This window comes from Pseudomonas sp. AP3_22 TE3818, from assembly GCF_053628995.1.
Genome location: NZ_JBRJHL010000001.1, coordinates 1,877,459 through 1,900,304, shown reverse-complemented (window position 1 = coordinate 1,900,304; position 22,846 = coordinate 1,877,459). Strand labels below are relative to the sequence as shown.

Annotated in this window: 23 protein-coding genes; 14 read left to right on the top strand and 9 right to left on the bottom strand. The window is 58.8% G+C overall.

All coding sequences use genetic code 11. From position 1 onward, the window contains the following. Positions 1 to 406: 406 nt before the first annotated feature. The 3 genes from AB7M25_RS08885 (at position 407) to AB7M25_RS08875 (ending at position 2,874) form a co-directional block, all read left to right on the top strand. Positions 407 to 877 carry a hypothetical protein gene (locus AB7M25_RS08885; protein WP_429389170.1) on the top strand — a complete coding sequence of 157 codons (471 nt, stop codon included), beginning with the start codon at positions 407 to 409 and terminating at the stop codon, positions 875 to 877. 447 nt (positions 878 to 1,324) lie between these two features. Further along, positions 1,325 to 2,218: a sensor histidine kinase gene (locus AB7M25_RS08880; protein ID WP_454238340.1), complete on the top strand. Its 894-nt coding sequence runs from the start codon at positions 1,325 to 1,327 to the stop codon at positions 2,216 to 2,218. After that, positions 2,215 to 2,874 (top strand): response regulator, encoded by a 660-nt coding sequence (locus AB7M25_RS08875; RefSeq protein WP_429389172.1) that lies wholly within the window; start codon positions 2,215 to 2,217, stop codon positions 2,872 to 2,874. Before AB7M25_RS08880 ends, AB7M25_RS08875 begins: the two co-directional genes overlap by 4 nt. Here AB7M25_RS08875 and yegS read toward each other — a convergent pair. Next, on the bottom strand, positions 2,858 to 3,775 hold the full coding sequence (gene yegS, locus AB7M25_RS08870; RefSeq protein WP_429389174.1) for a lipid kinase YegS: 918 nt from the start codon (positions 3,773 to 3,775) through the stop codon (positions 2,858 to 2,860). The two genes, AB7M25_RS08875 and yegS, sit on opposite strands and share 17 nt — an antisense overlap. Positions 3,776 to 3,984: 209 nt before the next feature. Between yegS and AB7M25_RS08865 the strand changes: the two genes are divergently transcribed. Then, positions 3,985 to 4,239 (top strand): hypothetical protein, encoded by a 255-nt coding sequence (locus tag AB7M25_RS08865; protein ID WP_454237170.1) that lies wholly within the window; start codon positions 3,985 to 3,987, stop codon positions 4,237 to 4,239. A 65-nt stretch (positions 4,240 to 4,304) separates the two neighbouring features. Here AB7M25_RS08865 and AB7M25_RS08860 read toward each other — a convergent pair whose 3' ends face one another. Continuing rightward, a complete protein-coding gene (locus AB7M25_RS08860; protein WP_454238339.1) occupies positions 4,305 to 5,492 on the bottom strand; it encodes a molybdopterin molybdotransferase MoeA in 1,188 nt (395 codons plus the stop codon). Between the two features lie 22 nt (positions 5,493 to 5,514). Then, entirely contained in the window at positions 5,515 to 6,054 is a 540-nt protein-coding gene (moaB, locus tag AB7M25_RS08855; RefSeq protein WP_015094061.1) for a molybdenum cofactor biosynthesis protein B, read from the bottom strand. An 81-nt stretch (positions 6,055 to 6,135) separates the two neighbouring features. Here moaB and mobA point away from each other — a divergent pair, with 81 nt between their 5' ends. Together mobA and AB7M25_RS08845 are read left to right on the top strand one after the other, a co-directional pair. Further along, the gene (gene mobA / locus AB7M25_RS08850) at positions 6,136 to 6,738 is read left to right on the top strand and encodes a molybdenum cofactor guanylyltransferase MobA (protein WP_429389178.1); all 603 of its coding nucleotides are present in this window, start codon (positions 6,136 to 6,138) and stop codon (positions 6,736 to 6,738) included. A 76-nt stretch (positions 6,739 to 6,814) separates the two neighbouring features. Next, complete coding sequence (locus AB7M25_RS08845; protein ID WP_007973479.1) at positions 6,815 to 7,036, top strand: YgdI/YgdR family lipoprotein; 222 nt, start codon at positions 6,815 to 6,817, stop codon at positions 7,034 to 7,036. Positions 7,037 to 7,121: 85 nt separating this feature from the next. On the opposite strand, the gene AB7M25_RS08840 is transcribed toward AB7M25_RS08845, so the two are convergent. From AB7M25_RS08840 to AB7M25_RS08825, 4 genes are all read right to left on the bottom strand, one after another. Continuing rightward, positions 7,122 to 8,012 carry a pseudouridine synthase gene (locus AB7M25_RS08840; RefSeq protein WP_454237169.1) on the bottom strand — a complete coding sequence of 297 codons (891 nt, stop codon included), beginning with the start codon at positions 8,010 to 8,012 and terminating at the stop codon, positions 7,122 to 7,124. Between the two features lie 334 nt (positions 8,013 to 8,346). Next, on the bottom strand, positions 8,347 to 8,664 hold the full coding sequence (locus AB7M25_RS08835) for a hypothetical protein (protein ID WP_007973482.1): 318 nt from the start codon (positions 8,662 to 8,664) through the stop codon (positions 8,347 to 8,349). Positions 8,665 to 8,836: 172 nt separating this feature from the next. Further along, positions 8,837 to 9,073, bottom strand: coding sequence for a glutaredoxin family protein (locus AB7M25_RS08830; RefSeq protein ID WP_429389182.1), 237 nt, complete (start codon positions 9,071 to 9,073; stop codon positions 8,837 to 8,839). 75 nt (positions 9,074 to 9,148) lie between these two features. After that, positions 9,149 to 10,357 (bottom strand): ammonium transporter, encoded by a 1,209-nt coding sequence (locus tag AB7M25_RS08825; protein WP_429516713.1) that lies wholly within the window; start codon positions 10,355 to 10,357, stop codon positions 9,149 to 9,151. Between the two features lie 329 nt (positions 10,358 to 10,686). Between AB7M25_RS08825 and AB7M25_RS08820 the strand changes: the two genes are divergently transcribed. The 8 genes from AB7M25_RS08820 to AB7M25_RS08785 all read left to right on the top strand — a co-directional run bounded on the left by AB7M25_RS08820 (position 10,687) and on the right by AB7M25_RS08785 (position 21,367). Beyond that, entirely contained in the window at positions 10,687 to 11,001 is a 315-nt protein-coding gene (locus AB7M25_RS08820; RefSeq protein WP_429389185.1) for a DUF883 family protein, read from the top strand. Between the two features lies 1 nt (position 11,002). Beyond that, entirely contained in the window at positions 11,003 to 11,392 is a 390-nt protein-coding gene (locus AB7M25_RS08815; RefSeq protein ID WP_429389187.1) for a phage holin family protein, read from the top strand. Continuing rightward, positions 11,389 to 11,733 (top strand): hypothetical protein, encoded by a 345-nt coding sequence (locus AB7M25_RS08810; protein WP_429389189.1) that lies wholly within the window; start codon positions 11,389 to 11,391, stop codon positions 11,731 to 11,733. The genes AB7M25_RS08815 and AB7M25_RS08810 overlap by 4 nt, the downstream gene beginning before the upstream one ends. Positions 11,734 to 11,950: 217 nt before the next feature. Further along, positions 11,951 to 13,279, top strand: a complete 1,329-nt coding sequence (locus tag AB7M25_RS08805; RefSeq protein ID WP_102700815.1) for a deoxyguanosinetriphosphate triphosphohydrolase — start codon at positions 11,951 to 11,953, stop codon at positions 13,277 to 13,279. A 176-nt stretch (positions 13,280 to 13,455) separates the two neighbouring features. Next, positions 13,456 to 13,848 (top strand): response regulator, encoded by a 393-nt coding sequence (locus AB7M25_RS08800; RefSeq protein ID WP_104448906.1) that lies wholly within the window; start codon positions 13,456 to 13,458, stop codon positions 13,846 to 13,848. A gap of 247 nt (positions 13,849 to 14,095) precedes the next feature. Beyond that, on the top strand, positions 14,096 to 14,722 hold the full coding sequence (locus tag AB7M25_RS08795) for a response regulator transcription factor (RefSeq protein WP_007973494.1): 627 nt from the start codon (positions 14,096 to 14,098) through the stop codon (positions 14,720 to 14,722). Between the two features lie 8 nt (positions 14,723 to 14,730). Then, positions 14,731 to 18,372, top strand: coding sequence for a transporter substrate-binding domain-containing protein (locus AB7M25_RS08790; RefSeq protein WP_454237168.1), 3,642 nt, complete (start codon positions 14,731 to 14,733; stop codon positions 18,370 to 18,372). Between the two features lie 49 nt (positions 18,373 to 18,421). Continuing rightward, a complete protein-coding gene (locus AB7M25_RS08785) occupies positions 18,422 to 21,367 on the top strand; it encodes an HD domain-containing phosphohydrolase (protein ID WP_454237167.1) in 2,946 nt (981 codons plus the stop codon). On the opposite strand, the gene AB7M25_RS08780 is transcribed toward AB7M25_RS08785, so the two are convergent. Both AB7M25_RS08780 and AB7M25_RS08775 read right to left on the bottom strand, forming a co-directional pair. Further along, positions 21,368 to 21,850, bottom strand: coding sequence for a GAF domain-containing protein (locus tag AB7M25_RS08780; protein ID WP_429389198.1), 483 nt, complete (start codon positions 21,848 to 21,850; stop codon positions 21,368 to 21,370). Beyond that, positions 21,847 to 22,737 carry an ATP-binding protein gene (locus AB7M25_RS08775; protein WP_454237166.1) on the bottom strand — a complete coding sequence of 297 codons (891 nt, stop codon included), beginning with the start codon at positions 22,735 to 22,737 and terminating at the stop codon, positions 21,847 to 21,849. Before AB7M25_RS08775 ends, AB7M25_RS08780 begins: the two co-directional genes overlap by 4 nt. Positions 22,738 to 22,846: the final 109 nt, after the last annotated feature.

Genomic DNA, 22,846 nt, shown 5'->3' with positions numbered 1-22,846 from the left:
TGCCGAAGCTTGACCCTCTCTAAAATGCCACGCGCAGGCATTGATGTCACATTAACATCATGCTTTACTGATGCTGTGATTACATCTGCTGCACTTCTGCGCCACGCGGCCCTGGTTCTTGCGAAAGGTTCCGCTGCGTAAGGGATTCCCCTATCAACAATCAGGTGAAACCTGATATTCGCAATATCCAATAGCCATTAATGTGACGCCATTCTCATTGCATGAACGGAGTCAGGCTTTTGTGTGCGATCGCAAGCCAGTGGCCAACCACCCTCTCGTGTTCCCCAGCCTGCCTCCGGGCCAGCCGCCGTTCGTTCACCCGACGACTCGGCAATGCCGGGGTTCCGAGCGCCCTCGTCGACACACACGATATCCCCTCATTTGACATGACGTTGTGGAGATAAGTATGCCGAACGACCGTAAAGAGTGGGCCCAGCGGCTCCCGGAGTTTCTCGTCGAGGCTGAAACACTCCTGGCCAAGACCGAGGAATGCCTGAGTCATCTGCAGTTGATCAGCAATGACAAGGACGCCATCGACTGCATGCTCAGCACGCTGCTCAAGCTGGCCAACAAGGCCGATGCCCTGGCGTTGGCGGCCGTGTCTGAATTTTCGCTGCATATTCATGGTTTGCTGAACCACGCACAGAACACCATGTGCCTGCATGACGAGGCGCTGAGCGCCCTGAAAGACTGTCTGACCCTGATTGCCTGGCAACTCGAACTCATCGACCAGACCACCGGGCAGCTCAGCCTCGATGACAGCGAGCAGGTCACCCTTATCGAAGCCTTTGCCTTCCAGGTCGGGCAAAGCCGCTTTCAGCCACCGGTCAATTCCAGGCCGCTCACCCTCGTGCCCTATTCGGAACGAAGGGCTTGAACTAATCCAACTATGCCGCATGGCGTGGTTTGGTTATCAGTACCGCACTGTTACTTGAGTGCGCATATGTCGCAAATGAATACTTCATAGCTATAAGCGACATTCTTAAAACAATCACTATTGTCCATCGATAATTGCGCCCCCGCCTTGATCAGGTATCACCTGGTATCAACAGCAAAACCCCGGGACTACGGCATTTTGCCGCGGCAACAGTCAACTTGTTCCATTATGGAAGCATCTTCTGAACGACTGGATTCCTGACTTTTCGGACATGCATACGGACGCGACCAACGGTATCTTAAGTGCTACTATGCCGCCTGTTAGTTGACGCCAATTAATGGCTGCGTGATCGCAGCCGAACTCGGCGGCGCTCCACATAAAAAACAGGGGCCTGTCAGCCAGCATGACCGGTCAGCCCGCAGCGAACATCCATTGGCTCCATCCGCTATGTACGCCAGCCTCAAGTCAATCGCCAAGTGGCCCCCCTCCCGGGAAAATGCTCGCAGATTCACGCTGTTGCTATGCACCTGCTCGACCCTCGGCAGTTTGCTGGTCCATGGCTTGTCCATTCCGCTGCCCCTGTCATTGCTGGTGCTCAACATTGCGGCGCTGACCAGTGTTGTCGTGCAGTACTGCCTCTCGCGTAAATCGATCAAATTCCAGCCTCAGGAGCTGGCCGACCGGCTGTTGCAGGTCCAGGAAAACGAGCGCCACCGACTGAGCCGCGAACTGCATGACGACATCGGTCAATTGTTGACCGCCGCAAAATTGCAAAGTGACTGGCTCAAACGCCGGATGCCCGAAGAGCTCCAGGGACAATGCACGGTCCTTTGCGACACGCTGGAAGAAACCCTGGCCAAAGTTCGTGACGTATCCGCCATTCTCAATCCCCGGCAGTTGACCAGCCTCGGGCTGGAAGCCAGTCTGCGGGCACACCTGCTCAAGACCCTGGCCAACACCCCGGTGCACTGGAGCCTGGAATGCCAGCAGCGCCTGACCGGCATACCGGAGGAAATGGCCGTGGCGGCTTTTCGCATTACCCAGGAAGCGGTTACCAACATCCTGCGACATGCCCAGGCCAAAAACCTCCTGGTGTGCCTGCAGCGCCTGCCCCAAGGCCTGAGGTTGCAGATCAGCGATGATGGTCAGGGCTTCGCCCCCGCAACAGACCCAGGTCGCGAAGGGCAACGGGGTATGGCCGGGATGTCGGAACGGATCGATCAACTGGGCGGCACGTTGACCGTTATCAGCGAGCCGGGCAAAGGCACTCAAATCGAAGCTCTATTTCCCTGGGCGCCCCGTGCGCTCGAACGGGCCAGTTCGAATAAGGTTATGCATTGACTTGTAACTTACTACTGGTGGATGACCACTCGCTGATCAGGGCTGGCGTGCGCGCCCTGGTAATGGACCTGCCCGGCTACGCCGTCATCGGTGAGGCCAATGACGGCTCGCAGTTGCTCGAAATGGTCGGGCATCTGTCCCCGGATATTGTCCTGCTGGATATTTCGATGCGCCAGACCGGCGGCCTCGAAGCCTTGCAACAGCTCAAGCGGGTGCGCCCGCAGAGCAAGGTCCTGATCCTGTCGATGCACACCGACCCGGCCCTCATCATGCAGGCCCTGGAGTCCGGAGCCCACGGCTACCTGCTCAAGGACACCACGGCGACCGAACTCGAGCACGCGCTGGACGCCTTGCGCAACAACGAGCGCTATCTGAGCCCGGCCATTGCCCACACGGTGATTACCCAGGCCCTGACCCGAAATCAGAAGCACCAGCCCGATCTTGCCGACTCGCACAACCTGACGGCACGCCAGCTGGAAATCCTGCGGTTGATCGTTCGCGGCAAATCCACCCGAGAGATCGCCAACGGCCTGGGGTTGAGCGTCAAGACCGTCGAAACCCACCGCTCGCAGATCATGAAGCGTTTGCAGATCTACGATGTGGCCGGCCTGGTGCTGTTCGCCGTGCGTGAACAAATCATCAGCCTTGATGACTAGCCACTTCACTGGCCCGTAACAGCGGCGAATCCTCAGGCAGATGCACGAGCAACGCCGCTGGACGCACCGAAAAACGCAGGTTGTCCCCTTCCAGCGGTTCACCATCCAGGTTGATGTACAACCCTTCCGAAACCTTGATCTCGACCCAGGGCAGGCGCACCCGGACAAACATGCTGTCGATGCCAAAACCTTCGGTCAGCAGGTTTTTCAATGTACCGACCACCTCCTGCGGTGCCGGCAGGATACTGATGTCGAGCAAACCATCATCGACCAGGGCCTGTGGGCACAATTCCCGTCCGCCACCGGCCTGCCGGCCATTGCCGATGCCCAGCGCCAGAAGGTCGCCGCTCCAGTGGAAATCCGGTCCCTGCAATTCACCGTAGGCGGTATGCAGCTCATTGAAGCGTGACAGGCCAGTGAACAGGTACGCCGCACCGCCGAGGATTTTCTTCAAGTCCTCCGGGGTGTTCGCCGTGACATGGCTGCCAAACCCACCGGTTGCCATGTTCAGGAATATCTGCCCGTCGACTTCCCCCAGATCAATGGCGGTCGGCGCGGTATCAAGCAACGCCAGCGCCTGATCAGGCTGCAAGGGCACGCCCGCCGCACGCGCAAAATCGTTGGCGGTTCCCAGCGGCATAAGTACCAGGCTGGCTTTTTTCGAGTGCTCCGCCATGGCCTCGGCGATATCGCGCAAGGTGCCATCACCGCCACCGGCAATGATCTGTCGATAACCGGCCGCCAACGCTTCGCCCACCAGTCGCTGCGCATCGCCGGCTTCCCAGGTCAATCGAACAGCCAGCTCCCAGCCTTGCTCACGCCGGCTTTCGACGGCGGCGCGAACCGCCTCGTTGAGCGCCTGTTTGCCATGCAGAATCAACAGTGCCTTGCGATCGCTCATTACTTCACTCCCCGGTTTGGATGGCATCTGGGAGATGTTGACCGCGCAGGCGTCGTTAAAGGTCGCCAGAAAACCAATTATTTCCAGTCAGGCAACTTGATCCCCCCACGGCAGGATTTTTCTTACAAAACGTGAGGAATCTGCTCAATTGACCGGAAATCCGAATGGGTAGACCTTGGGGCTTGAGCAGGACACCACAGGGACATGCCATGCAAGGCCAAAACCCTGAATCACCGGCCAGCACAAAAGCCACGGGAGAAATTGATATGGAACCTCGCGTCACCGAGCTGGAAACACACCTCAAGCACATACGCAGGGACCTGGACGAGATCCGCGGTGACGTCAAATCCATCAAGCACAGGCTTGCCTACTCCGCCTGCGGAACGGTCGTGATCCTCGGTCTTCTTGGCTGGATCGCCAATAGCCGTTTCGAGCAGGTCATTTCATTGTTCCTGGCACATTGAATGGCCATCAAGCAAAAACCCGGTTCAATCAACCGGGTTTTTGCCTGGCCAATCCGCTGAAGCGATCAGCCCAGGACTTCGCTCAACGGAATGAAGAAAACGCTATCGTCCTGAACCAGCGTGCGACCTTCCAGGACTTCTACCAGTCCATCAGCCCAGGCAGCGCTGCGCAGTACGCCGGAACTCTGGTTTTTGTAGATCGTCGCCCTGCCGTTTTCCAGCCGTCCACGCAAATACTCCCGTCGATTGCCAGGTTGGGGCCAGTCAAACCCTGCCGGCACCTGCACCTTCAGCGGCTCGACGTCCTTTACACCCTGACGACGCAGGAGATAGGGCCTGGTCAACAAGGCAAAGGTCACGAGGGTCGATGCCGGATTGCCCGGCAAGCCGATCACGGGTACACCACGGAAATGCCCGAACGTCAGAGGTTTGCCGGGCTTGATGGCGAGTTTCCAAAGCGTCAGTTCGCCCTCTTCGCGCAAGGCGATACCCAGAAAATCGGCTTCTCCCACCGATACGCCACCGGTCGAGAGGATCAGGTCGACATCCTCCAACTCACCCAACCGGGAACGGGTGGTTTGCAGATCGTCCGGAAGAATGCCCGCGTCGATGACCTCACAGCCCAGACGCTGCAACCAGCTACACAACAACACCCGGTTGCTGTTGTAGATCTGTCCCGGACCCAGCGGCTGACCGGGCTCAATCAATTCGTCGCCGGTCGACAGCACCGCCACACGGACCTTGCGAACCACCTCCAGCTCGGCGCAGCCCAATGAGGCAGCCAATCCTTGCTCGATCGGCCCCAGCCGCGTGCCTGCCGGCAGAACCAGCTCGCCGACGGTCGTTTCCTGGCCTTGCGGACGGATGTTCTGGCCCAGGGTCAGGGCTTGCGTGAAACGCACTCGCTCATCCGTCTGGACCTCGGCGTTTTCCTGCATCTCGACGCAATCGGCACCAGCGGGAACAGGCGCTCCGGTGAAAATGCGCGCACAGGTACCTGGCCGCAACGGATCGGGGGCCTGGCCGGCAAACACCTTCTGGCTGACCACCAACGGCTCTCCCGTCCAGTCAGCCATACGCAAGGCATAGCCGTCCATGGCACTGTTGGGCCAGGGCGGCAGATCAAGGGTCGACAGCAGATCTTCAGCCAGTACACGCCCCTGCACCTGCGCCAACGGCAAGCGTTCACGCTCGACGATCCTCGAGGCCTCGGCCATTTCCAGCAAGCGTGCCAACGCCTCCTCGACAGGCATCAGGCTGCCGGTCTTGCCCGGCTTACCCACGGGATTCACAAGGCGCTGCCTGTTTCAGGTGAGGCACGAAATTGCACGGGCGATGCCGCGAATCCAGCTGTTCGGCCAGAATGCCATCCCAACCGGTGCGCACGGCATTGGTCGAACCCGGCAAACAGCAAACCAGCGTGCCATTGGCCAGACCGGCCAACGTCCGGGACTGAACGGTCGAGGTGCCGATGTCGGCAACCGAGATCTGGCGGAACAGCTCACCGAATCCATCGACCTGCTTGTCCAGCAGGCAGCTGACGGCTTCCGGTGTGCTGTCACGCCCGGTAAAACCGGTTCCGCCGGTGATCAGCACCACCTGCACGACATCGTCGGCAATCCAGTTGGCGACTTGCGCACGAATTTTGTAGAGGTCATCTTTGAGCAACACCCGGGCTGCCAGGTAATGACCGGCGGCGCTCAGGCGGTCGACAAAGAGCTGGCCCGAGGTGTCGGTTTCCAGCGTGCGGGTATCGCTGACAGTCAGCACTGCAATGTTCAGCGGTGCGAAAGGTACATCAGCCTTGGCTTTCATAGGCTCGTCCAGTTGTAGGAGAAACAGCCCGGTGTTATATCACAGCGCTCCGTTTTTTCGCCGCTCCCATGGAGACCTGCCATGACCATGAATTCACAATTGCCCCCCTGCTCCATTCTGCTCCTGGCGGGCGGACGCGGCCAACGTATGGGGGGGCGGGACAAAGGGTTGCTGGACTGGCGCGGCGAACCGCTGATTGCCCACTTGCATCGCAAGACCCGCCCGCTGACCGATGACCTGATCATCTCCTGCAACCGCAACCTTGAGAAGTATGCGCCCTACGCCGACCAGTTGGTCCACGACGATGAAGGTGACTTCCCCGGCCCCCTGGCGGGAATTCGGGCGGGCCTGGAAGCTGCTCGCCATACTCATATGCTGGTCCTGCCCTGTGACGTGCCGGGCATCGATGCGGCGCTGATCGACACGATGCGCGAGACCGCCAACCTGAACCCGGACAAGCCACTGATGGTGCGACACGATGACCACTGGGAGCCGTTGTTGTGTGTGATTCCAGTGCTGCACAGGGCAGCCTTTGAAAAGGCCTGGAGCGAGGGTGAGCGCAGTCCTGGCCGGTTGATGCGCAAGCTCGGTGCGACCGCGTTGCAATGCCCCGACAAGGACCCTCGGCTGGCCAACCTCAACACGCCGGAACTATTAAGCGGTCATGACACTGTGTCAGACTGACATTGATCAGGAACTTGCGCGGACGCTTCACGTCTCAAGTTCAGTAACTAAAGAATTCTTATTCGGAGACACACACATGATGCAACGGACCCTCGCCACTTTCATGCTCGCACTGGGCCTCGCCACCCTCGCCGGTTGCGCGTCGCCTACGGTGATCACCTTGAATGACGGTCGCGAAATCCAGGCCGTCGACACGCCAGAGTTCGACAAGGATTCCGGCTTTTACGAATTCGAACAGCTCGATGGTAAACAGACCCGCATCAACAAAGATCAGGTGCGTACCGTCAAAGAGCTGTAATCCGCTGCCGCCGGATACAGAAAAGCCCGCTTGATGCGGGCTTTTTCCTGACTGAAGAACAGCACTTCAGGGGTGCCGCTCAGGATCACCATTGCAGGGTTATTTCACTCTCGAACTCACGCGCCTGGCCTGTGACCGGATCGATGAATTTCAGCCCCTGAGCCAGCAGTTTCAAAGGATTGGCGTAGTCATCCTGCGCATCCTTGAGCACCTCGGGGTAAAACGGGTCGTTGCAGATAGCGGCGCCCAACGCCGCCATGTGTACCCGTAGCTGATGTTTCTTGCCCGTCACCGGGTAAAGACCATACCGCCAGAGTTTCTCCTGTTTCTCCCTGACGTCGATCGCCGTCTCGGTGTTGCAGGCCCCTGGCCCTTCCTGCATGCGGAAGAACGGCTCGCCATCGACCAGCCGGCTTTTATGAACCCGCGGGAAAGCAAGTTCAGGCAACGCCGCTGCGATGGCCTCGTAGCGCTTTTCGATCTGCCGGGTTGGAAACAACGACTGATAAGCCGAACGACTCTGCGGATTGGCGGAAAACAGTACCAGCCCTGCGGTATGCCGGTCGATGCGATGCAATGGCACCAGATGCGGGTTGTCCAGGCGACGAATCAAGCGCCTGAGCAGCGTCTGTTCGACGTACTCGCCTGCCGGCGTCACGGGTAGAAAGTGCGGTTTGTCGGCCACCACCAGATGCTCGTCCGCGTACAGAATCGACTCGATCACCGGTATCGGCTTTTCATCCGGCACTTCGCGAAAATAATGAATCCGCAAACCTTCCCTGTAGGCCAGATCGAGGGCAATCGGCTTGCCCTGCCCATCGAGGACCCGGCCACGGGCGATCCTGTCCAGCCATTGTTCACGACCGATGGCGCTGAAATGCTCGCACAGGCAATCGACAACGGTCTGCCACGGGCCAGGTGGCAAGTACAGCGTACTGGCCTGGCTGTGTGCCGCGGAAAAAGAAGAAGTGGACATACGAAAGCTCTAACCTCAGTGCAGGGCGGCATTATCCAACAGCAGAGGGAATGAACCTAGGGGGCGTTCTCAATTAGTTTTCCCGTCGCGTTGTCGCCTTAAAGCGGGCCAGGCAAGGCGCAGGCCGCTGGAAATGGTTGTTCCCTTTCCAAGGCCTGCAACGCAGCCTGGCCCGTTTTAAGGCACAACCCGAAGGGCCGGGCCTGCTGTTGTGCAGGGCTGCGTTGCTCGAAGCTTATTTGGAATGACCAAACCACGCTTCTCGCGCCTTGCCCTGCACAACAGCAGGCCCGGCGCGGCGTGAAAACTAATTGAGAACGCCCCCTAAGATTCCTCAAGCCGGGATCTGTGTGCGCGCCGCCGCTTCGGTGTACTCCTTGAGCCAGCGCAGTACATCGACCGCCTCCCAGCGAGCGGGGTCATAGAGGGCGTACAACAATCCCTGATAACCCACGACATCGAGTTGCCGGTGATAACCGGCGCGTTGAAACAAGGCTTCGATTTCTGCGAAACAGGTATTGAAATGCGTTTTGTTGAAGGGCGTCTTGCCCTCGGTCACCAGACCATCCAGACGCAACTCAAGAACGGCTTCACTCACGACGTCTGCGGACATCCGGTTCACGCTGTTCTTCAACTGTTCGACATTGACCACGATTCATCCCTCTCACGCCTGGACTTGTCTGCTCGCTGCCGAAAAATAGCAGCGGCAATGCAGGCACCACGAATAACTGTATGCGCATACAGTATCCGATCAATGCCGGATAAGCCAAGGGGATCAATCGCAAAGTTCGACAGGCGGGAAACACCGCCAGCGCAAAAACCGCTTAACCCAGGAACTTCACCACCTCATCGGCACTGAACGGCCAGCCCAGTTCAGCGCCGGTGTCGATCCGCCGCAACACCGGAATACGCAGGCTGTAAGCGGCGAACCAGGTTTCATCGTCGGCGATATCCACCAGCTCCACCAGCAGACCGCGCTCGACAAACTCCATCAACATGGCTTCGGCTACTTCACATAGATGGCATCCAAGGGTGCCGAACAGCTGACATTCGGGAAGCATGAGCGCTCAACCAGAAAATGAAGTGACCATTCTAGGCCTGCCCCGAAAAACCGTCGAGCCATTGAGTCGCCTGCCCTAGTCCTGGCTCACGGCGCCGATCTTGTGGATCGACAGGTCCGCACCGTAATACTCCTGCTCCTGACTCAGGCGCAATCCATGCAGAGCCTTGATCACGCCATACACGGTGAACCCGCCGGCCAGTGCCACGGTGACGCCCAGTGCCGTGCCGATCAACTGGCTGATCAGGCTGACCCCGCCCAGCCCGCCCAAAGCGCTCTGGCCGAAAATGCCGCAGGCAATACCGCCCCACACGCCGCACAAGCCGTGCAGCGGCCAGACACCCAATACATCGTCGATGCGCCATTTGACCTGAGCGGCGGTAAAGCACCAGACAAACAACGCCCCCGCGACGGCGCCGGTCACCAGCGCCCCCACCGGATGCATCAGGTCGGAACCGGCGCAGATCGCCACCAGTCCCGCCAACGGGCCGTTGTGCAGAAAGCCGGGGTCGTTGCGCCCGACGATCAGCGCGGCCACCGTACCGCCCACCATGGCCATCAATGAGTTCACTGCCACCAGTCCACTGACACCTTGCAGGGTTTGCGCGCTCATGACGTTGAAGCCGAACCAGCCAACAATCAGGATCCACGAGCCCAACGCCAGAAACGGGATGCTCGAAGGCGCGAATGCGACCAGCCGACCGTCGCGATAGCGGCCATTGCGCGGCCCGAGCAACACCACCGCAGCCAATGCCAGCCAACCGCCCATGGCATGCACCACCACTGACCCTGCGAAATCATGGAAACCGGCGCCAAAGCGCTCCAGCAGCCAGGCTTGCAAGCCCAGGTTGCCGTTCCAGACCATGCCTTCGAAGAACGGATAGATGAACGCGACAATCAACGCGGTTGCACACAGTTGCGGGACAAACCGGGCGCGCTCGGCGACGCCCCCGGAAATGATCGCGGGGATAGCCGCGGCAAAGGTCAGCAGGAAGAAAAACTTCACCAGTCCATAACCATGGTCGGCATTGAGCACGGCTGCCGGTTGCATGAACGTCACACCATAAGAAATCCAATAGCCTATAAAGAAGTAGGCCAGTGTCGATACCGCGAAGTCGCTGAGGATTTTCGACAAGGCGTTGACCTGGTTTTTCTGTCGCACGGTTCCGACTTCGAGAAAGGCAAAACCGGCGTGCATGGCCAGAACCATGACCGCACCGATCAGAATGAACAGCGTGTTGGAGCTATGGACCAGGGTGTCCACGGCGCTTTGCAGATTTTCCATGGGAGGGGCAGACCTTATGGCAGAAAAAAGCACCAAAGCAGTTCGCGATGACCGTCCATGCACCAAGTTGCGGCTTCGAAGCATCAGAGGACTGATCTCGTTGAACCGCCTTGGTGCACGGACACCGTCCGGGAAAAACGTGACCCGGACGTTTTGCGCGAGTTTTTGATTGTTGGTCCTACGGTTTTACTGAAATCATGCCCGGCTATAGCGCAATGGTGCGGACCGGCGCACCACGACACAGCAAAAGTTGTACCAGTCATTTGTACTGAACCTTCGCCGAAGGCTCATACTCGAACGCATCAGAAAGCCACTTATGGAGATCCACCATGGCCCGCATCCAGGCAAAGACTGCTCAAGAAATCCTGATGAACGACTTTCAGACACTGGTCAGTGACACCGAACGGTTGCTGGAGCACACCGCGACCCTGGCCGGCGACCAGGCCGACGAGTTGCGCGAGCAGATTCACGACAGTCTCTTGCGTGCCCGTGAAACCCTGAAGCTGACCGAAGACTCCCTGCGCGAACGCGGCAAGGCGGCTGTCACCGCCACCGAAGACTATGTCCAGGCCAACCCTTGGCAATCGATCGGGATCGCGGCCGGCGTGGGTTTCCTGATCGGCCTGCTGGCCAGCCGGCGCTGATATGTCGATCGGTGAATCCGGCCCGTCTGCGACGGGAACAAGCTCCTCATCGCGGCGCCTGGGTGCTGCCTTCCTGGGGTTGCTGCACAGCCATGTCGAACTGTTCGGCATCGAGTTGCAGGAACAGAAAGCCCGCACCGTCAGCCTGTTGCTGTTTGCCGGTCTGGCGCTGGTGTTTGCGTTGCTGCTGCTGGTAGGGCTGTCGACGCTGGTGCTGATCGTGTTCTGGGACACCTATCGCCTGACCGCCATCATCGGGCTCTGCGTGTTCTACACCCTCGCCGCCCTATTCTGCGCGATGCGTTTGAGGGCAGCGATTTTCGATGAGTCCTCGCCCTTCCACGGTACGCTGGAAGAGCTGGCCAACGATCGGGAGCGCCTGCTGCCATGAACCTGCCTGAATTGCCACGCAACAGCTCACGCACGGAAATGCGCAAGGCGCTGATTCGCCTGCGCATGGAAATGCACCGCCAGGAAATCCGCCACGAATCCGCGCAACTGCTGCAACCTTTGCAACGCGTGCGCGGGATGACGCAGAACCTGCAGGACGGTTTCGGCATCAAACACGCTCCACTCTGGGGCGTGGCCGCCGTCACCTTGCTGGGTTTTCTGACCGGCAAGGGCGCAAAGAACGGTGGCGGCCTCAGCAGCCTGACCCGGCTGATCCGTCTCGGCACCACACTGGGGCCGCTGATCAAACTGATCATGCAGGGCTCTTCGCGCAAAGACTGATCAGTTTCTTTCAGGCTGCATTCTTGCAATGTCGACGGGATGCGCCCCTCTATCGAGGGGCGCAATCCTGTACGCCTACCTGGCCAACAGGCACCCTCCAAAAAAAAGAGCTTACAAGGTGGCCTCGATATCGACGCCGCCGGGTTGTAGTTCCGCTTGCAGGTCATGACGCGAAACGGGAAGCTAGGCCCTCAGTCACCTGACGGAGAGACCCGCCTTGGATTGGCACACCCTGCTTACCCGCGAACGCCTCGGAAAGCCTCTGCACAGCCCGGAAGAGCTCGGCCGCAGCCCTTTTCACAAAGACCACGACCGCATCATTTTCTCGGGGGCTTTCCGCCGCCTCGGGCGCAAGACCCAGGTCCATCCGGTGTCCAGCAATGATCACATTCATACGCGCCTGACCCACTCGCTGGAAGTCAGTTGCGTGGGGCGCTCGCTGGGCATGCGGGTCGGCGAAACCATCCGCAACGCCCTGCCCGACTGGTGCGAACCCAGCGACCTGGGAATGGTGGTGCAATCGGCCTGCCTGGCACACGACATCGGTAACCCGCCTTTCGGCCATTCCGGTGAAGACGCGATTCGTCACTGGTTCCAGCAAGCCGCCGGCCGTGGCTGGCTGGATGCGATGAGTGAAGCCGAGCGCAATGACTTCCTGAATTTCGAAGGCAACGCCCAGGGCTTTCGGGTACTCACTCAACTGGAGTATCACCAGTTCGACGGCGGCACCCGACTGACCTATGCAACCCTGGGCACCTACCTGAAGTATCCATGGACGGCCAGGCACGCCGATTCGCTGGGCTACAAGAAACACAAGTTCGGCTGCTATCAGAGCGAGCTGCCGCTATTGGAGCAGATCGCCCATAAACTCGGCCTGCCGCAACTTGAAGAGCAACGCTGGGCGCGGCATCCGCTGGTGTACCTGATGGAGGCCGCCGACGACATCTGCTATGCGCTGATCGACCTGGAAGACGGCCTGGAAATGGAGTTGCTGGAATACGCCGAAGTCGAGTCCCTGCTGCTGGACCTGGTGGGCGACGACTTGCCGGAGACCTACCGCCAACTCGGTCCCGGCGATTCGCGCCGACGCAAACTGGCGATCCTGCGCGGCAAGGCCATCGAACACTTGACCAATGCCGCGGCCCGCGCCTTCGTCGAGCAACAGGACGCGCTGCTGGCCGGCACATTGCCCGGCGACCTGGTGGAGCACATGCACGGGCCCGCCAAACGTTGCGTGCTGAACGCCAAGGACATGGCCCGCAAGAAAATCTTCCAGGACAAGCGCAAGACCCTGCACGAGATCGGCGCCTACACCACGCTGGAAATCCTCCTCAACGCCTTTTGCGGCGCAGCACTGGAGCAGCACAACGGCCGAACCCCGTCATTCAAAAGCCGCCGCATCCTTGATCTGCTGGGTAACAATGCACCCGATCCTCACGGCCCGTTGCACACGTCGTTTTTGCGCATGATTGATTTCATCGCCGGCATGACCGACAGCTATGCCAGTGACATGGCCCTGGAAATGACGGGCCGTGCCAGCCACTGAGGTGCTTCGTTTGATCAGCCATTACGGCGTTCGTTTTGGCTGATCCCCCTTCAACCTCCAACAGCACTCAAGTCTCGTCGAATCGCCCTACAACACATGGCGAGCGAACTGATCGCCTGTCCGGCATTCTCGCGAAACAATCGGCCTCCCTCTGTTCGACAGATGAAGTGTGCACCATGGCCGAAGACGATCTACGCATCCTCGTGGTGGAGGACCACCCCTTCCAACTGATAGCCACTCAATGCCTGCTGGAAAGTTATGGCTTCACCCGACTGACTACCGCCGACAGCGCCAAAAGCGCCATGCAGCAAATGCTCGGGGTCGACCAGCCATTCGACATCCTTTTATGCGATCAATGCCTGCCCGATCTGAAAGGACTCGATCTGGTCGGGTTCGCCAGTGAGCGAGGGCTGATCAGGCAGGCGATCATACTGAGCAGCCTGACGACGTCTGAACTGGATGAACTTGTAAAAACGGCCACTGAACACGGGCTGCCATTATTGGGTTACTTGATAAAACCATTGAAACAACCTGAATTTAGAGACCTGTTGACCCTGGCACCAACATAAACAAAAAGCACATATAAAAACTGACAAATGCACAGCGTAAAACCTACAAACAACTTCCTGAAAAAGTGCACCAAACCGCTGGACTTTCCCGGACTTCCTAATAAGAAACCTAGTTAATACGTAGTCCCATTCCTTTTAATTTGTAGGATTTCTCCTATATTGCTGCCATAGCCCGGTCCGTTCATGCGTCCCTTCAAGTATCTGAGCTAAGGTGCGCGCTTTATTTGAGCTCGCATGGGACTTGATTATGAACTCCGTTTTTATTGTCGACGATCACCCGGTTATCCGCCTTGCCGTTCGAATGTTACTGGAACACGAAGGTTACAAAGTCGTCGGCGAAACTGACAATGGGGTCGACGCCATGCAAATGGTTCGCGAATGCATGCCGGACCTGGTCATTCTCGATATCAGCATTCCAAAGCTGGACGGCCTGGAAGTGCTGTCCCGGTTCAACGCAATGAGTAACCCTCCTAAAACACTGGTACTGACCGCGCAATGTCCAACACTCTTCGGTATTCGTTGCATGCAATCCGGAGCCTCGGGTTATGTCTGCAAACAAGAGGACATCAGTGAACTGGTGAGTTCTATAAAAGCGGTATTTTCAGGTTACAACTATTTCCCGAGTGAAGCCTTGAACCCCATCCACGGAGATGAAACACGCTGCATCGAATTGGAACTGTTCAAGTCCGTAAACGACCGGGAACTGATGGTCCTGCAACTTTTTGCCCAAGGTCGCACAAACAAGGAAATCGCCAAGGGCATGTTTCTGAGCAACAAGACCGTGAGTACCTACAAAAAGCGCCTCATGCAGAAACTCAAAGCCAAATCCCTGGTTGAACTGATCGAGATGGCAAAACGTAACGCACTCGTGTGAGAACCTGGATGCCCAGCCGTTTGAAGGTCTATCTGATTCAAGTGACCGCAGGTCTATGCGTGAGCACCTCGTTGTTCGGAGCACCGGGCAATGAACTCTACACGCTGCTCAGTCGCTCGAAGGTCGGGGCGCTGGAGATTCGACTGGATGAATCCCAGCGACAATGGATAAACAACAAAAATCAACTGACGCTCGGCACGTCGGCCCCGGACTACCCCCCTTTCGACCTGACCACCAGTGGCCAGGACTATGAAGGCTTTACCGCCGATTACGCTGGCCTTCTGGAAAATGCAACCGGGTTGCCCGTCAAGGTTCAGCGTTTCGCATCCCGAGGGGCTGCGATCGCTGCGCTGCAGAACGGCGATGTCGATCTGCTTGGCACCGCCAATGGATTCGAAGCAGGCATTGCCGAGATTGCCCTGTCCATACCCTATGCCGTCGACCAACCCGTATTGGTGACCCGCGAAGGGGAAACCCGATCCCTCACCGATGGCCTGGCCGGATTGCGCCTGAGCATGGTGTATCACTATTTGCCGCTGGCGGAAGTCAAGGCGTTGTACCCAAAGGCGATCATCACGTCCTATCCGTCCTACCAGAATGCTATCAATGCCGTTGCCTTCGATCAGGCGGATGTGTTCCTCGGTGACACGATTTCAACTCACTACATGATCAACAAGGGGTACTTGAACAACATCCGGATGGCCAACTTCGGCAAACATGAAGCCCATGGCTTCAGCTTTGCCGTCAACAGGCACAACCCCGAGCTGCTCGGCATCATCAACGCAATGATCAGGGCCGTCCCCTCCAGTGAGCGAGAAAACATCGCCAAACGCTGGAGCGCCGGCAGCGACATTCTGCTGACCGATCAAAAACTGCAGCTCACTGACCGGGAAGAACGCTGGCTGGCACATCACCCGATAGTGCGCGTCGTCGTCAATGAAGCCTTTGCGCCACTGACGTTTTTCGATAGCAATGGCAACTTTCGCGGGGTCAGCGCGGATTTGCTTGAGCTGATCAGGCTGCGCACCGGCTTGCGCTTCGACATCCAGCGCAGTCGAAACGATGACGAGATGATCAAACAGATCAAAAACAACCAGGCCGATGTGATCGCCGCGTTGCTCCCCAGCGCCAAACGTCAGTCCCAGCTGAACTTTACCCGTCCCTTTCTGGAAAATTCCTACGTCCTGCTGACCCGTAAAGCCGCCGACAGCCCGACCAACCTCGTGCAGTTGCAGGACAAGCGCCTGGCCATTGCCCGCGGCAATCCACTCAAGGACTACCTGCGCAGAGAGTTTCCCCGGATCAAGCTGATCGAAACCCCGGACACCTTCAGCGCCGTAGAGATGCTCGCCGAAGGTCAGGCCGAGGGCGTGGTGAACTCACTGGTCATTGCCAATTATTTCATTTCGTCGCGGCTGTTCGAACACACCTTGCAAATCAGCACCACCATCGGCACCGAGCAGGCAGCGTTCTCCCTGGCCACGGCACGGGGCGCCAAAGAGCTCAACGCCATTCTGAACAAGGCGCTGCTGAGCATCTCGCCCGAGGAACTGGGCATCATCAACAGTCGCTGGCGCGGCTATTCGGCGTCCTCGCAAAGCACCTGGCGCAACTATCAAAGACTGTTCTACCAAATCGCCATCGGTGCTGGTGCGCTATTGCTGATTTCCATTGCGTGGAACGACTACATGCGACGCCAGATCAAGCAGCGCAAGGCCGCCGAGCGCGCATTGAACGATCAGTTCGAGTTCATGCGATCGCTGGTCAATGGCACACCCCATCCGATCTACGTACGTGATCGCCAGGGGCTGCTGCAAAGTTGCAACGACAGTTACCTGCAAGCGTTCTGCGCCAGGCGTGAAGATGTCATCGGCAAAAGCGTGATGCAGGGGTCGATGAGCAATGTGTTCGAAGCCCGGGAGTACCAGGCCGACTACCAGCGCGTGGTGACCGAGGGCAGACCGTTGATCGTCGATCGCGAACTGCACATTGGTGGCCGGCGGCTGACGATCTATCACTGGATTCTTCCCTACCGCGATTCCAGCGCGAAAGTGCAAGGCATTATCGGTGGCTGGATCGACATCAGCGAACGCCGGCAACTGCTCGATGATCTGCGTTGCGCGAAAGAACACGCCGATAACGCCAACCGGGCCAAAAGCACGTTTCTGGCCACGATGAGCCATGAGATCCGCACGCCGATGAATGCAATCATCGGCATGCTTGAACTGACACTCAAGCGTCTTGATCATCGGCACCCGGAGCGCCCGGCCATCGATGTCGCGTACAACTCGGCGAAAGGGTTGCTGGAACTGATTGGCGACATCCTCGACATTGCCAGAATCGAATCCGGGCGCTTGAGCCTTAGTCCGGAGCGCGTTAATCCGGGCGAACTCGTGGCCTCGGTCGTACGGATTTTCGATGGCCTTGCCCGACAGAAGGAACTCGAACTGAAGCTGGAGTTTTCTTCGGCCAACCCGACCTTCGATGTGTTGCTGGACCCTTTGCGCTTCAAGCAGGTGCTGTCCAACCTGATCAGCAATGCCATCAAGTTTACCGAGCAAGGCCAGGTCCGGGTCATTGTCGACCTGCACCCGGCAATGCAGCCTGATCGTGTGCAAATGCAGGTGCAGGTTCACGACAGTGGTATCGGGATCAGCGAACAGGATCAATACCGGCTGTTCGAGCCCTTTGCCCAGGCCGACAACGCCATTCAATCGGCCAGGGGGGGCGCAGGGCTGGGGCTGGTCATCAGCCGCAATCTCTGCGAGATGATGGGCGGTAGTCTGCAATTGCGCAGCGAGCCAGGTGTCGGCACTCAAGTGGAGGTATTGCTGCACCTGGAAACGTTACCGCTGCAACAATCTACCCAGGTGGCCGAAACGCAAATTGTCGTCGCCACAACCCCATTGAATGTTCTGGTCGTCGACGATCACCCGGCCAATCGTTTGCTCACCTGCCAGCAACTGGAGTTTCTGGGCCATCGATTTACCGTCGCGGCCGATGGCCAGGAGGGATTGGAGGCCTGGAAAGACCAACCGTTTGATCTGGTGATCGCCGATTGCAACATGCCGGTCATGAACGGTTACGAGCTGGCCCGCGCCATACGCCAGCACGAAAGACAAAACCTTCGCCCTCCCTGCACCGTGCTCGGCTTTACCGCCAACGCCCAACCGGAAGAACTACAACGCTGCAAACAGGCCGGAATGAATGACTGCCTGTTCAAACCCCTTAGCCTCGGAGCCTTGAGCCAGTGGATGGAAAACATTGAACCCACCCATGCAACCCCGGCGTTCAGCCTGCACGGGTTGAAACTGCTGACCGGGGGCAACCCGATGTTGAACCGCAGATTGCTCAACGAGTTGGTCAACAGCAACCGCCAGGATCTGCAAACGCTGATGTCGCTATCCAGCTCCAGGGATACGCAGGCGCTGCAGGACATTGCCCACAAAATCAAAGGCGCAGCCCGGATAGTGCAAGCCTCACCCCTGATCGACCGCTGCGAGGCGCTCGAAGCAGCCTGCCATGAGGATTTCGATCACGAAAAAATGGCCGGATGCTGCCAATCCATGGAGCGCACCATGCTTGAGCTGGAGGACGCGTTACTACGTCAGATCAAGCATTACGACGAAGGCAAAATGACAGAGCCTTAACTATGCTTGGACCCTCGGCAGTGTGTTGACCCTCATGGAGAAACCCGCAATGTCTGACCCACTGCGCACGGATCCACGCCGATTTCCACTGCATGTCCATATCAGTGTGATGTTCACCTTTCTCTTGTTGCTGACCGGAGTGTTGCTGGGTCTTTTCAACTACCGGCAAACGACCCAGATCATACTGTCCAGCAGTGAAAAACTCTTCAACCGTATCGAGCAGGATGTCCGGCTGGACCTGCACGCCACCTATGAACCCATTCGCCACCTGTTGAGCCTGCTGGCACTCAATCCGGCGGGCCAGTCCGCTGATCTGGAACACCGCCTGGCACTGCTCGAACCGTTCAGCCAGTCACTCGAGGACAACCCCAATCTGGCGTCGCTGTACCTGGGCTACGACAACGGAGACTTTTTCATGGTCCGCCCGCTGCATACCCCAGAGGTCAAAGCCCTGGTCAAGGCCCCGGATTCTGCGGCTTACCAAGTCTGGAGCATTGAGCACCACAGCAGCGGCCAGGCTCGCTCCCAGTCTTTGTTTTTCGACCGGAACCTGGCACTCGTCAGCCGCCAGGACAACCTGAACGACACCTACGACCCTCGTAGCCGCGCCTGGTTTACCAGCGCCCGTAGCGACAATGACCAGATCACGACCGGACCCTATATCTTTTTTTCCACCCATGACATTGGCACGACGCTGGCACGACGCAGTGGCGACAAGGCAATCATGGCCGCCGACCTGACCCTGGCCGAACTCAGCGCGACCCTGGCCAAGCACGTCGTGACCCCCCATACCGAAATCGTGCTGTTCGATGCCGAAGGCAATGCCATTGCCTACCCCGACAGCCGCAGGCTGATCATCGATGATCAGACATTGCGCCTGGTCAAGGCCGCGGACCTGAGCCCCAGCCTGGGTGCGTTGCTCAACAACCCCTCTCAAGGCAGTCGCCTGGATGCCAACGGCCGGCAGTGGATCGTGGCCCGCAGCAGCATGCAGGAAGGCGGCCCCCAAGGCCTGCAACTGGCGCTGCTGGTACCTGAAGACGAGTTGCTCGTCGATGCTTACCGGATGCGCTGGCAAGGTGCGCTCATTACCCTGGCAACGCTGCTGTTATGCGTGCCGCTGGGTTGGCTGACGTCAAGAATCCTGGTCAAACCCTTGCGCTCCCTGGTGCAGGAGGCCGATGCGATTCGCAGTTTCGATTTCAATTTTCCGCTTTCCCGTCGCTCGCCGGTGCTCGAAGTCGACCAACTGAGCGTGTCAATGGCACGGATGAAAGACACGCTGGCGAGCTTCTTCCAGATCACTGACAGCCTCAGCGCCGAAACCCGTTTCGCCCCCCTGCTGGAACGCGTGTTGTTTGAAACCGTGAAAATCGGTCAGGCCCAGGCCGGCCTGATTTATCTGCGCGAAGGTGATGGCGGGCACATGGAACCCCACGGACTGGTGATCAATGACACCACCGAAAACCTGCAATCCTTCGACATCCGCGGACACTCACTGGAAAACCCGCAAAGCCCCCCATGGCTGCAGCAGCTGGCAAACGTCGACAACGTCGTCAGTAACCTGGGGTTCGAGCAAGCGGGCGATCTGCAGAAAGTCTTGCTCGCGCTGAAAAGTCCCCGGGTCCATCTGATCGGAATCCGCCTGCATAATCGTCACAACGAAACCGTGGGCCTGCTGGTATTGCTATTGGCCGACAGCGGCGAGCAAAGCGATCTGGACAAACTGCGGCCGGACCGCATTGCGTTTCTCCAGGCGGTGTCCGGCGCGGCGGCCGTGTGCATCGAAAGCCAGCGCCTGCAAGCCCGGCAAAAACAGCTGCTGGACGCCTTCATTCAACTGCTGGCCGGTGCCATCGACGCCAAAAGCCCCTATACCGGCGGCCATTGCCAGCGAGTGCCGGAACTGACCCTGATGCTTGCCCGCGCGGCGGCAGCCAGCCAGGACCCCGCCTTCAGCGCCTATCGGCCGACCGACGATGAATGGGAGGCACTGCACATCGCTGCCTGGCTGCACGATTGCGGCAAGATCACCACACCGGAATACGTCGTCGACAAAGCCACGAAACTGGAAACCCTGACCGATCGCATCCACGAAATCCGCACCCGCTTCGAGGTACTCAAGCGCGATGCCTGGATCAGCTACTGGCAGGCCATTGCCCTGGGCGGTGACGAGCAAGCGCTGGCAGAACGGCGTGATGCCAGCCTGGCCGGACTGGATGATGATTTCGCCTTCATTGCCCGTTGTAATCTGGGTGGCGAAGCCATGGCCGACGCTGATCTGCAACGCCTGCGCAAGGTGGCTGAACGCACCTGGACCCGGACCCTGGATGACCGGCTTGGCGTGTCCTGGGAAGAGAACCGGCGTCAGGCCCGAACGCCCGCCCCCACCCTGCCCGTCAGCGAACCCTTACTGGCGGACAAACCCGAGCACCTGCTCGAACGCAGCGAAAACGAAGTGATACCGCAAGATAACCCCCTGGGCTTCAAACTCGACGTTCCGCCCCACAAATACAATCGGGGAGAGCTGTACAACCTGAGCATTGTGCGGGGCACCCTGACGAGCGAGGAGCGTTATGTCATCAATCACCACATTGTTCAGACGATCCTGATGCTCAACCATCTGCCGTTTCCCGGGCACCTGCGCAGCGTCGCGGAAATAGCCGGCGGGCATCACGAAAAAATGGACGGCAGTGGTTATCCGAAACGCTTGAAGCGAGAAGACATGAGCCTGCCGGCGCGCATGATGGCGATTGCCGATATTTTCGAAGCGCTGACGGCCGCCGACCGCCCCTACAAAAAAGCCAAGACCTTGAGCGAGGCGCTGGGCATTATGGCGTTCATGTGCCGTGATGCCCACATCGACCCGGAACTGTTCGGTCTGTTCATCAGGGCACAGATCTATTTGCAGTACGCCAGGCGCTTCCTCGACCCTGCGCAGATCGATGCGGTGGACGCATCGGGCCTGCTGGCCAAGGCCGGCCTGGCGTCTTGATCAGCAGTCGGTCAGGCGCAGGAAAATCGCCGCCATTTGCTCGATCCCGGCCTGGTCCTGCGGGGTGAACCGCGCCAGTTTCGGGCTGTCGAGGTCGAGCACGCCGATCAATCGGCCGTCCTTGACCAACGGCACCACCAGTTCGCTGTTCGAGGCGCTGTCACAGGCAATGTGACCGGGGAACGCGTGCACATCTTCGACCAACTGGGTCTGCAAGGTAGCGGCTGCCGTTCCGCAGACGCCACGCCCGAACGGAATCCGCACGCAAGCGATCTGCCCCTGAAACGGACCCAGCACCAGTTCTTCATTGCGGTTGAGGTAGAAACCGGCCCAGTTCAGGTCATCGAGCTGATTGAACAGAAACGCCGAGAACTGCGCGGCATTGGCGATGAAATCCCGCTCGTCCGCCAGCAAGGACTCAAGCTGCGCGTGCAGCATGCCGTAACCTTCGAGGCCCTGGCCGCTCTTTTGTAAATCGATCATGCCTTGTGCTCCAACAGTTTCAGCCCGACCCAGTAACGGGCAAATTGATAAGCGCAACGTCCATTGCGATTGCCTCTGCCGATGGCCCAGCGTACCGCCAGGATGTCCAGCTCTTCGTTGCGTTGCCATGCCAGTCCGGCTTTACCGGCCAACTGGCCGATCCAGTGCTCGACGACGTTGAGGAAGTGTTCCTGGGTAAACGGATAGAACGATAGCCACAGGCCGAAGCGGTCCGACAGCGCGATCTTGTCTTCCACCGCCTCGCTCGGATGCAGCTCACCGTCGACCCGCTTCCAGTTCTCGTTGTCACTTTCCTTTTCCGGCACCAGGTGGCGACGGTTCGACGTGGCGTACAGCAAGACGTTGTCCGGCGCCTGTTCCAGCGAGCCATCGAGTACGCTTTTGAGCACCCGGTAATCGCCCTCGCCCGACTCGAACGAGAGGTCATCGCAAAACAGCACGAAGCGCTGGGGCAGTTTGCCGATCTGTTCGACCACGCGCGGCAGGTCTGCCAGGTGATCGCGTTCAATCTCGATCAGACGCAAACCGGCTTGAGCGTGCTCGGCCAACAAGGCGCGCACCAGCGACGACTTGCCGGTGCCGCGCGAGCCCCAGAGCAAGGCGTGGTTGGCGGGCATGCCATCGAGGAACTGTTGGGTGTTGCGCCCAAGCTGCTCAACTTGTCGGTCGACGCCGATCAGGTCCGACAGGCGCATGTCGAGGCTGACCTGCAGCGGCATCAGATAACCGCCGCGAGACTCACGCTGCCAGCGCGCGGCCAGGCATTGCGTCCAGTCGATGGCTGGCCGGGGTGCCGGCAGCAACGGCTCGATACGGGCCAGAACGGCATCGGCGCGTTCAAGAAAAGCATTCAATCGGGAATCCACGACTTCTCCTCGGGCACGTTCACAGTAATGATGGTGATACAGCGACGAAACACAGCGTCACACAAGCGGCTGCCCCCGCGGTACAGGCCTCGCGAGAACATCAACAGGC

What these genes read in the sequence shown, in the direction of transcription:
- AB7M25_RS08885 (WP_429389170.1), top strand. Translation starts at nt 407, where the DNA reads ATGCCGAACGACCGTAAAGAGTGGGCCCAGCGGCTCCCGGAGTTTCTC.
- AB7M25_RS08880 (WP_454238340.1), top strand. Translation starts at nt 1,325, where the DNA reads ATGTACGCCAGCCTCAAGTCAATCGCCAAGTGGCCCCCCTCCCGGGAA.
- yegS (WP_429389174.1), bottom strand. Translation starts at nt 3,775, where the DNA reads ATGAGCGATCGCAAGGCACTGTTGATTCTGCATGGCAAACAGGCGCTC.
- AB7M25_RS08865 (WP_454237170.1), top strand. Translation starts at nt 3,985, where the DNA reads ATGCAAGGCCAAAACCCTGAATCACCGGCCAGCACAAAAGCCACGGGA.
- AB7M25_RS08860 (WP_454238339.1), bottom strand. Translation starts at nt 5,492, where the DNA reads ATGCCTGTCGAGGAGGCGTTGGCACGCTTGCTGGAAATGGCCGAGGCC.
- moaB (WP_015094061.1), bottom strand. Translation starts at nt 6,054, where the DNA reads ATGAAAGCCAAGGCTGATGTACCTTTCGCACCGCTGAACATTGCAGTG.
- mobA (WP_429389178.1), top strand. Translation starts at nt 6,136, where the DNA reads ATGACCATGAATTCACAATTGCCCCCCTGCTCCATTCTGCTCCTGGCG.
- AB7M25_RS08845 (WP_007973479.1), top strand. Translation starts at nt 6,815, where the DNA reads ATGATGCAACGGACCCTCGCCACTTTCATGCTCGCACTGGGCCTCGCC.
- AB7M25_RS08840 (WP_454237169.1), bottom strand. Translation starts at nt 8,012, where the DNA reads ATGTCCACTTCTTCTTTTTCCGCGGCACACAGCCAGGCCAGTACGCTG.
- AB7M25_RS08830 (WP_429389182.1), bottom strand. Translation starts at nt 9,073, where the DNA reads ATGCTTCCCGAATGTCAGCTGTTCGGCACCCTTGGATGCCATCTATGT.
- AB7M25_RS08825 (WP_429516713.1), bottom strand. Translation starts at nt 10,357, where the DNA reads ATGGAAAATCTGCAAAGCGCCGTGGACACCCTGGTCCATAGCTCCAAC.
- AB7M25_RS08820 (WP_429389185.1), top strand. Translation starts at nt 10,687, where the DNA reads ATGGCCCGCATCCAGGCAAAGACTGCTCAAGAAATCCTGATGAACGAC.
- AB7M25_RS08815 (WP_429389187.1), top strand. Translation starts at nt 11,003, where the DNA reads ATGTCGATCGGTGAATCCGGCCCGTCTGCGACGGGAACAAGCTCCTCA.
- AB7M25_RS08810 (WP_429389189.1), top strand. Translation starts at nt 11,389, where the DNA reads ATGAACCTGCCTGAATTGCCACGCAACAGCTCACGCACGGAAATGCGC.
- AB7M25_RS08800 (WP_104448906.1), top strand. Translation starts at nt 13,456, where the DNA reads ATGGCCGAAGACGATCTACGCATCCTCGTGGTGGAGGACCACCCCTTC.
- AB7M25_RS08795 (WP_007973494.1), top strand. Translation starts at nt 14,096, where the DNA reads ATGAACTCCGTTTTTATTGTCGACGATCACCCGGTTATCCGCCTTGCC.
- AB7M25_RS08790 (WP_454237168.1), top strand. Translation starts at nt 14,731, where the DNA reads ATGCCCAGCCGTTTGAAGGTCTATCTGATTCAAGTGACCGCAGGTCTA.
- AB7M25_RS08785 (WP_454237167.1), top strand. Translation starts at nt 18,422, where the DNA reads ATGTCTGACCCACTGCGCACGGATCCACGCCGATTTCCACTGCATGTC.
- AB7M25_RS08780 (WP_429389198.1), bottom strand. Translation starts at nt 21,850, where the DNA reads ATGATCGATTTACAAAAGAGCGGCCAGGGCCTCGAAGGTTACGGCATG.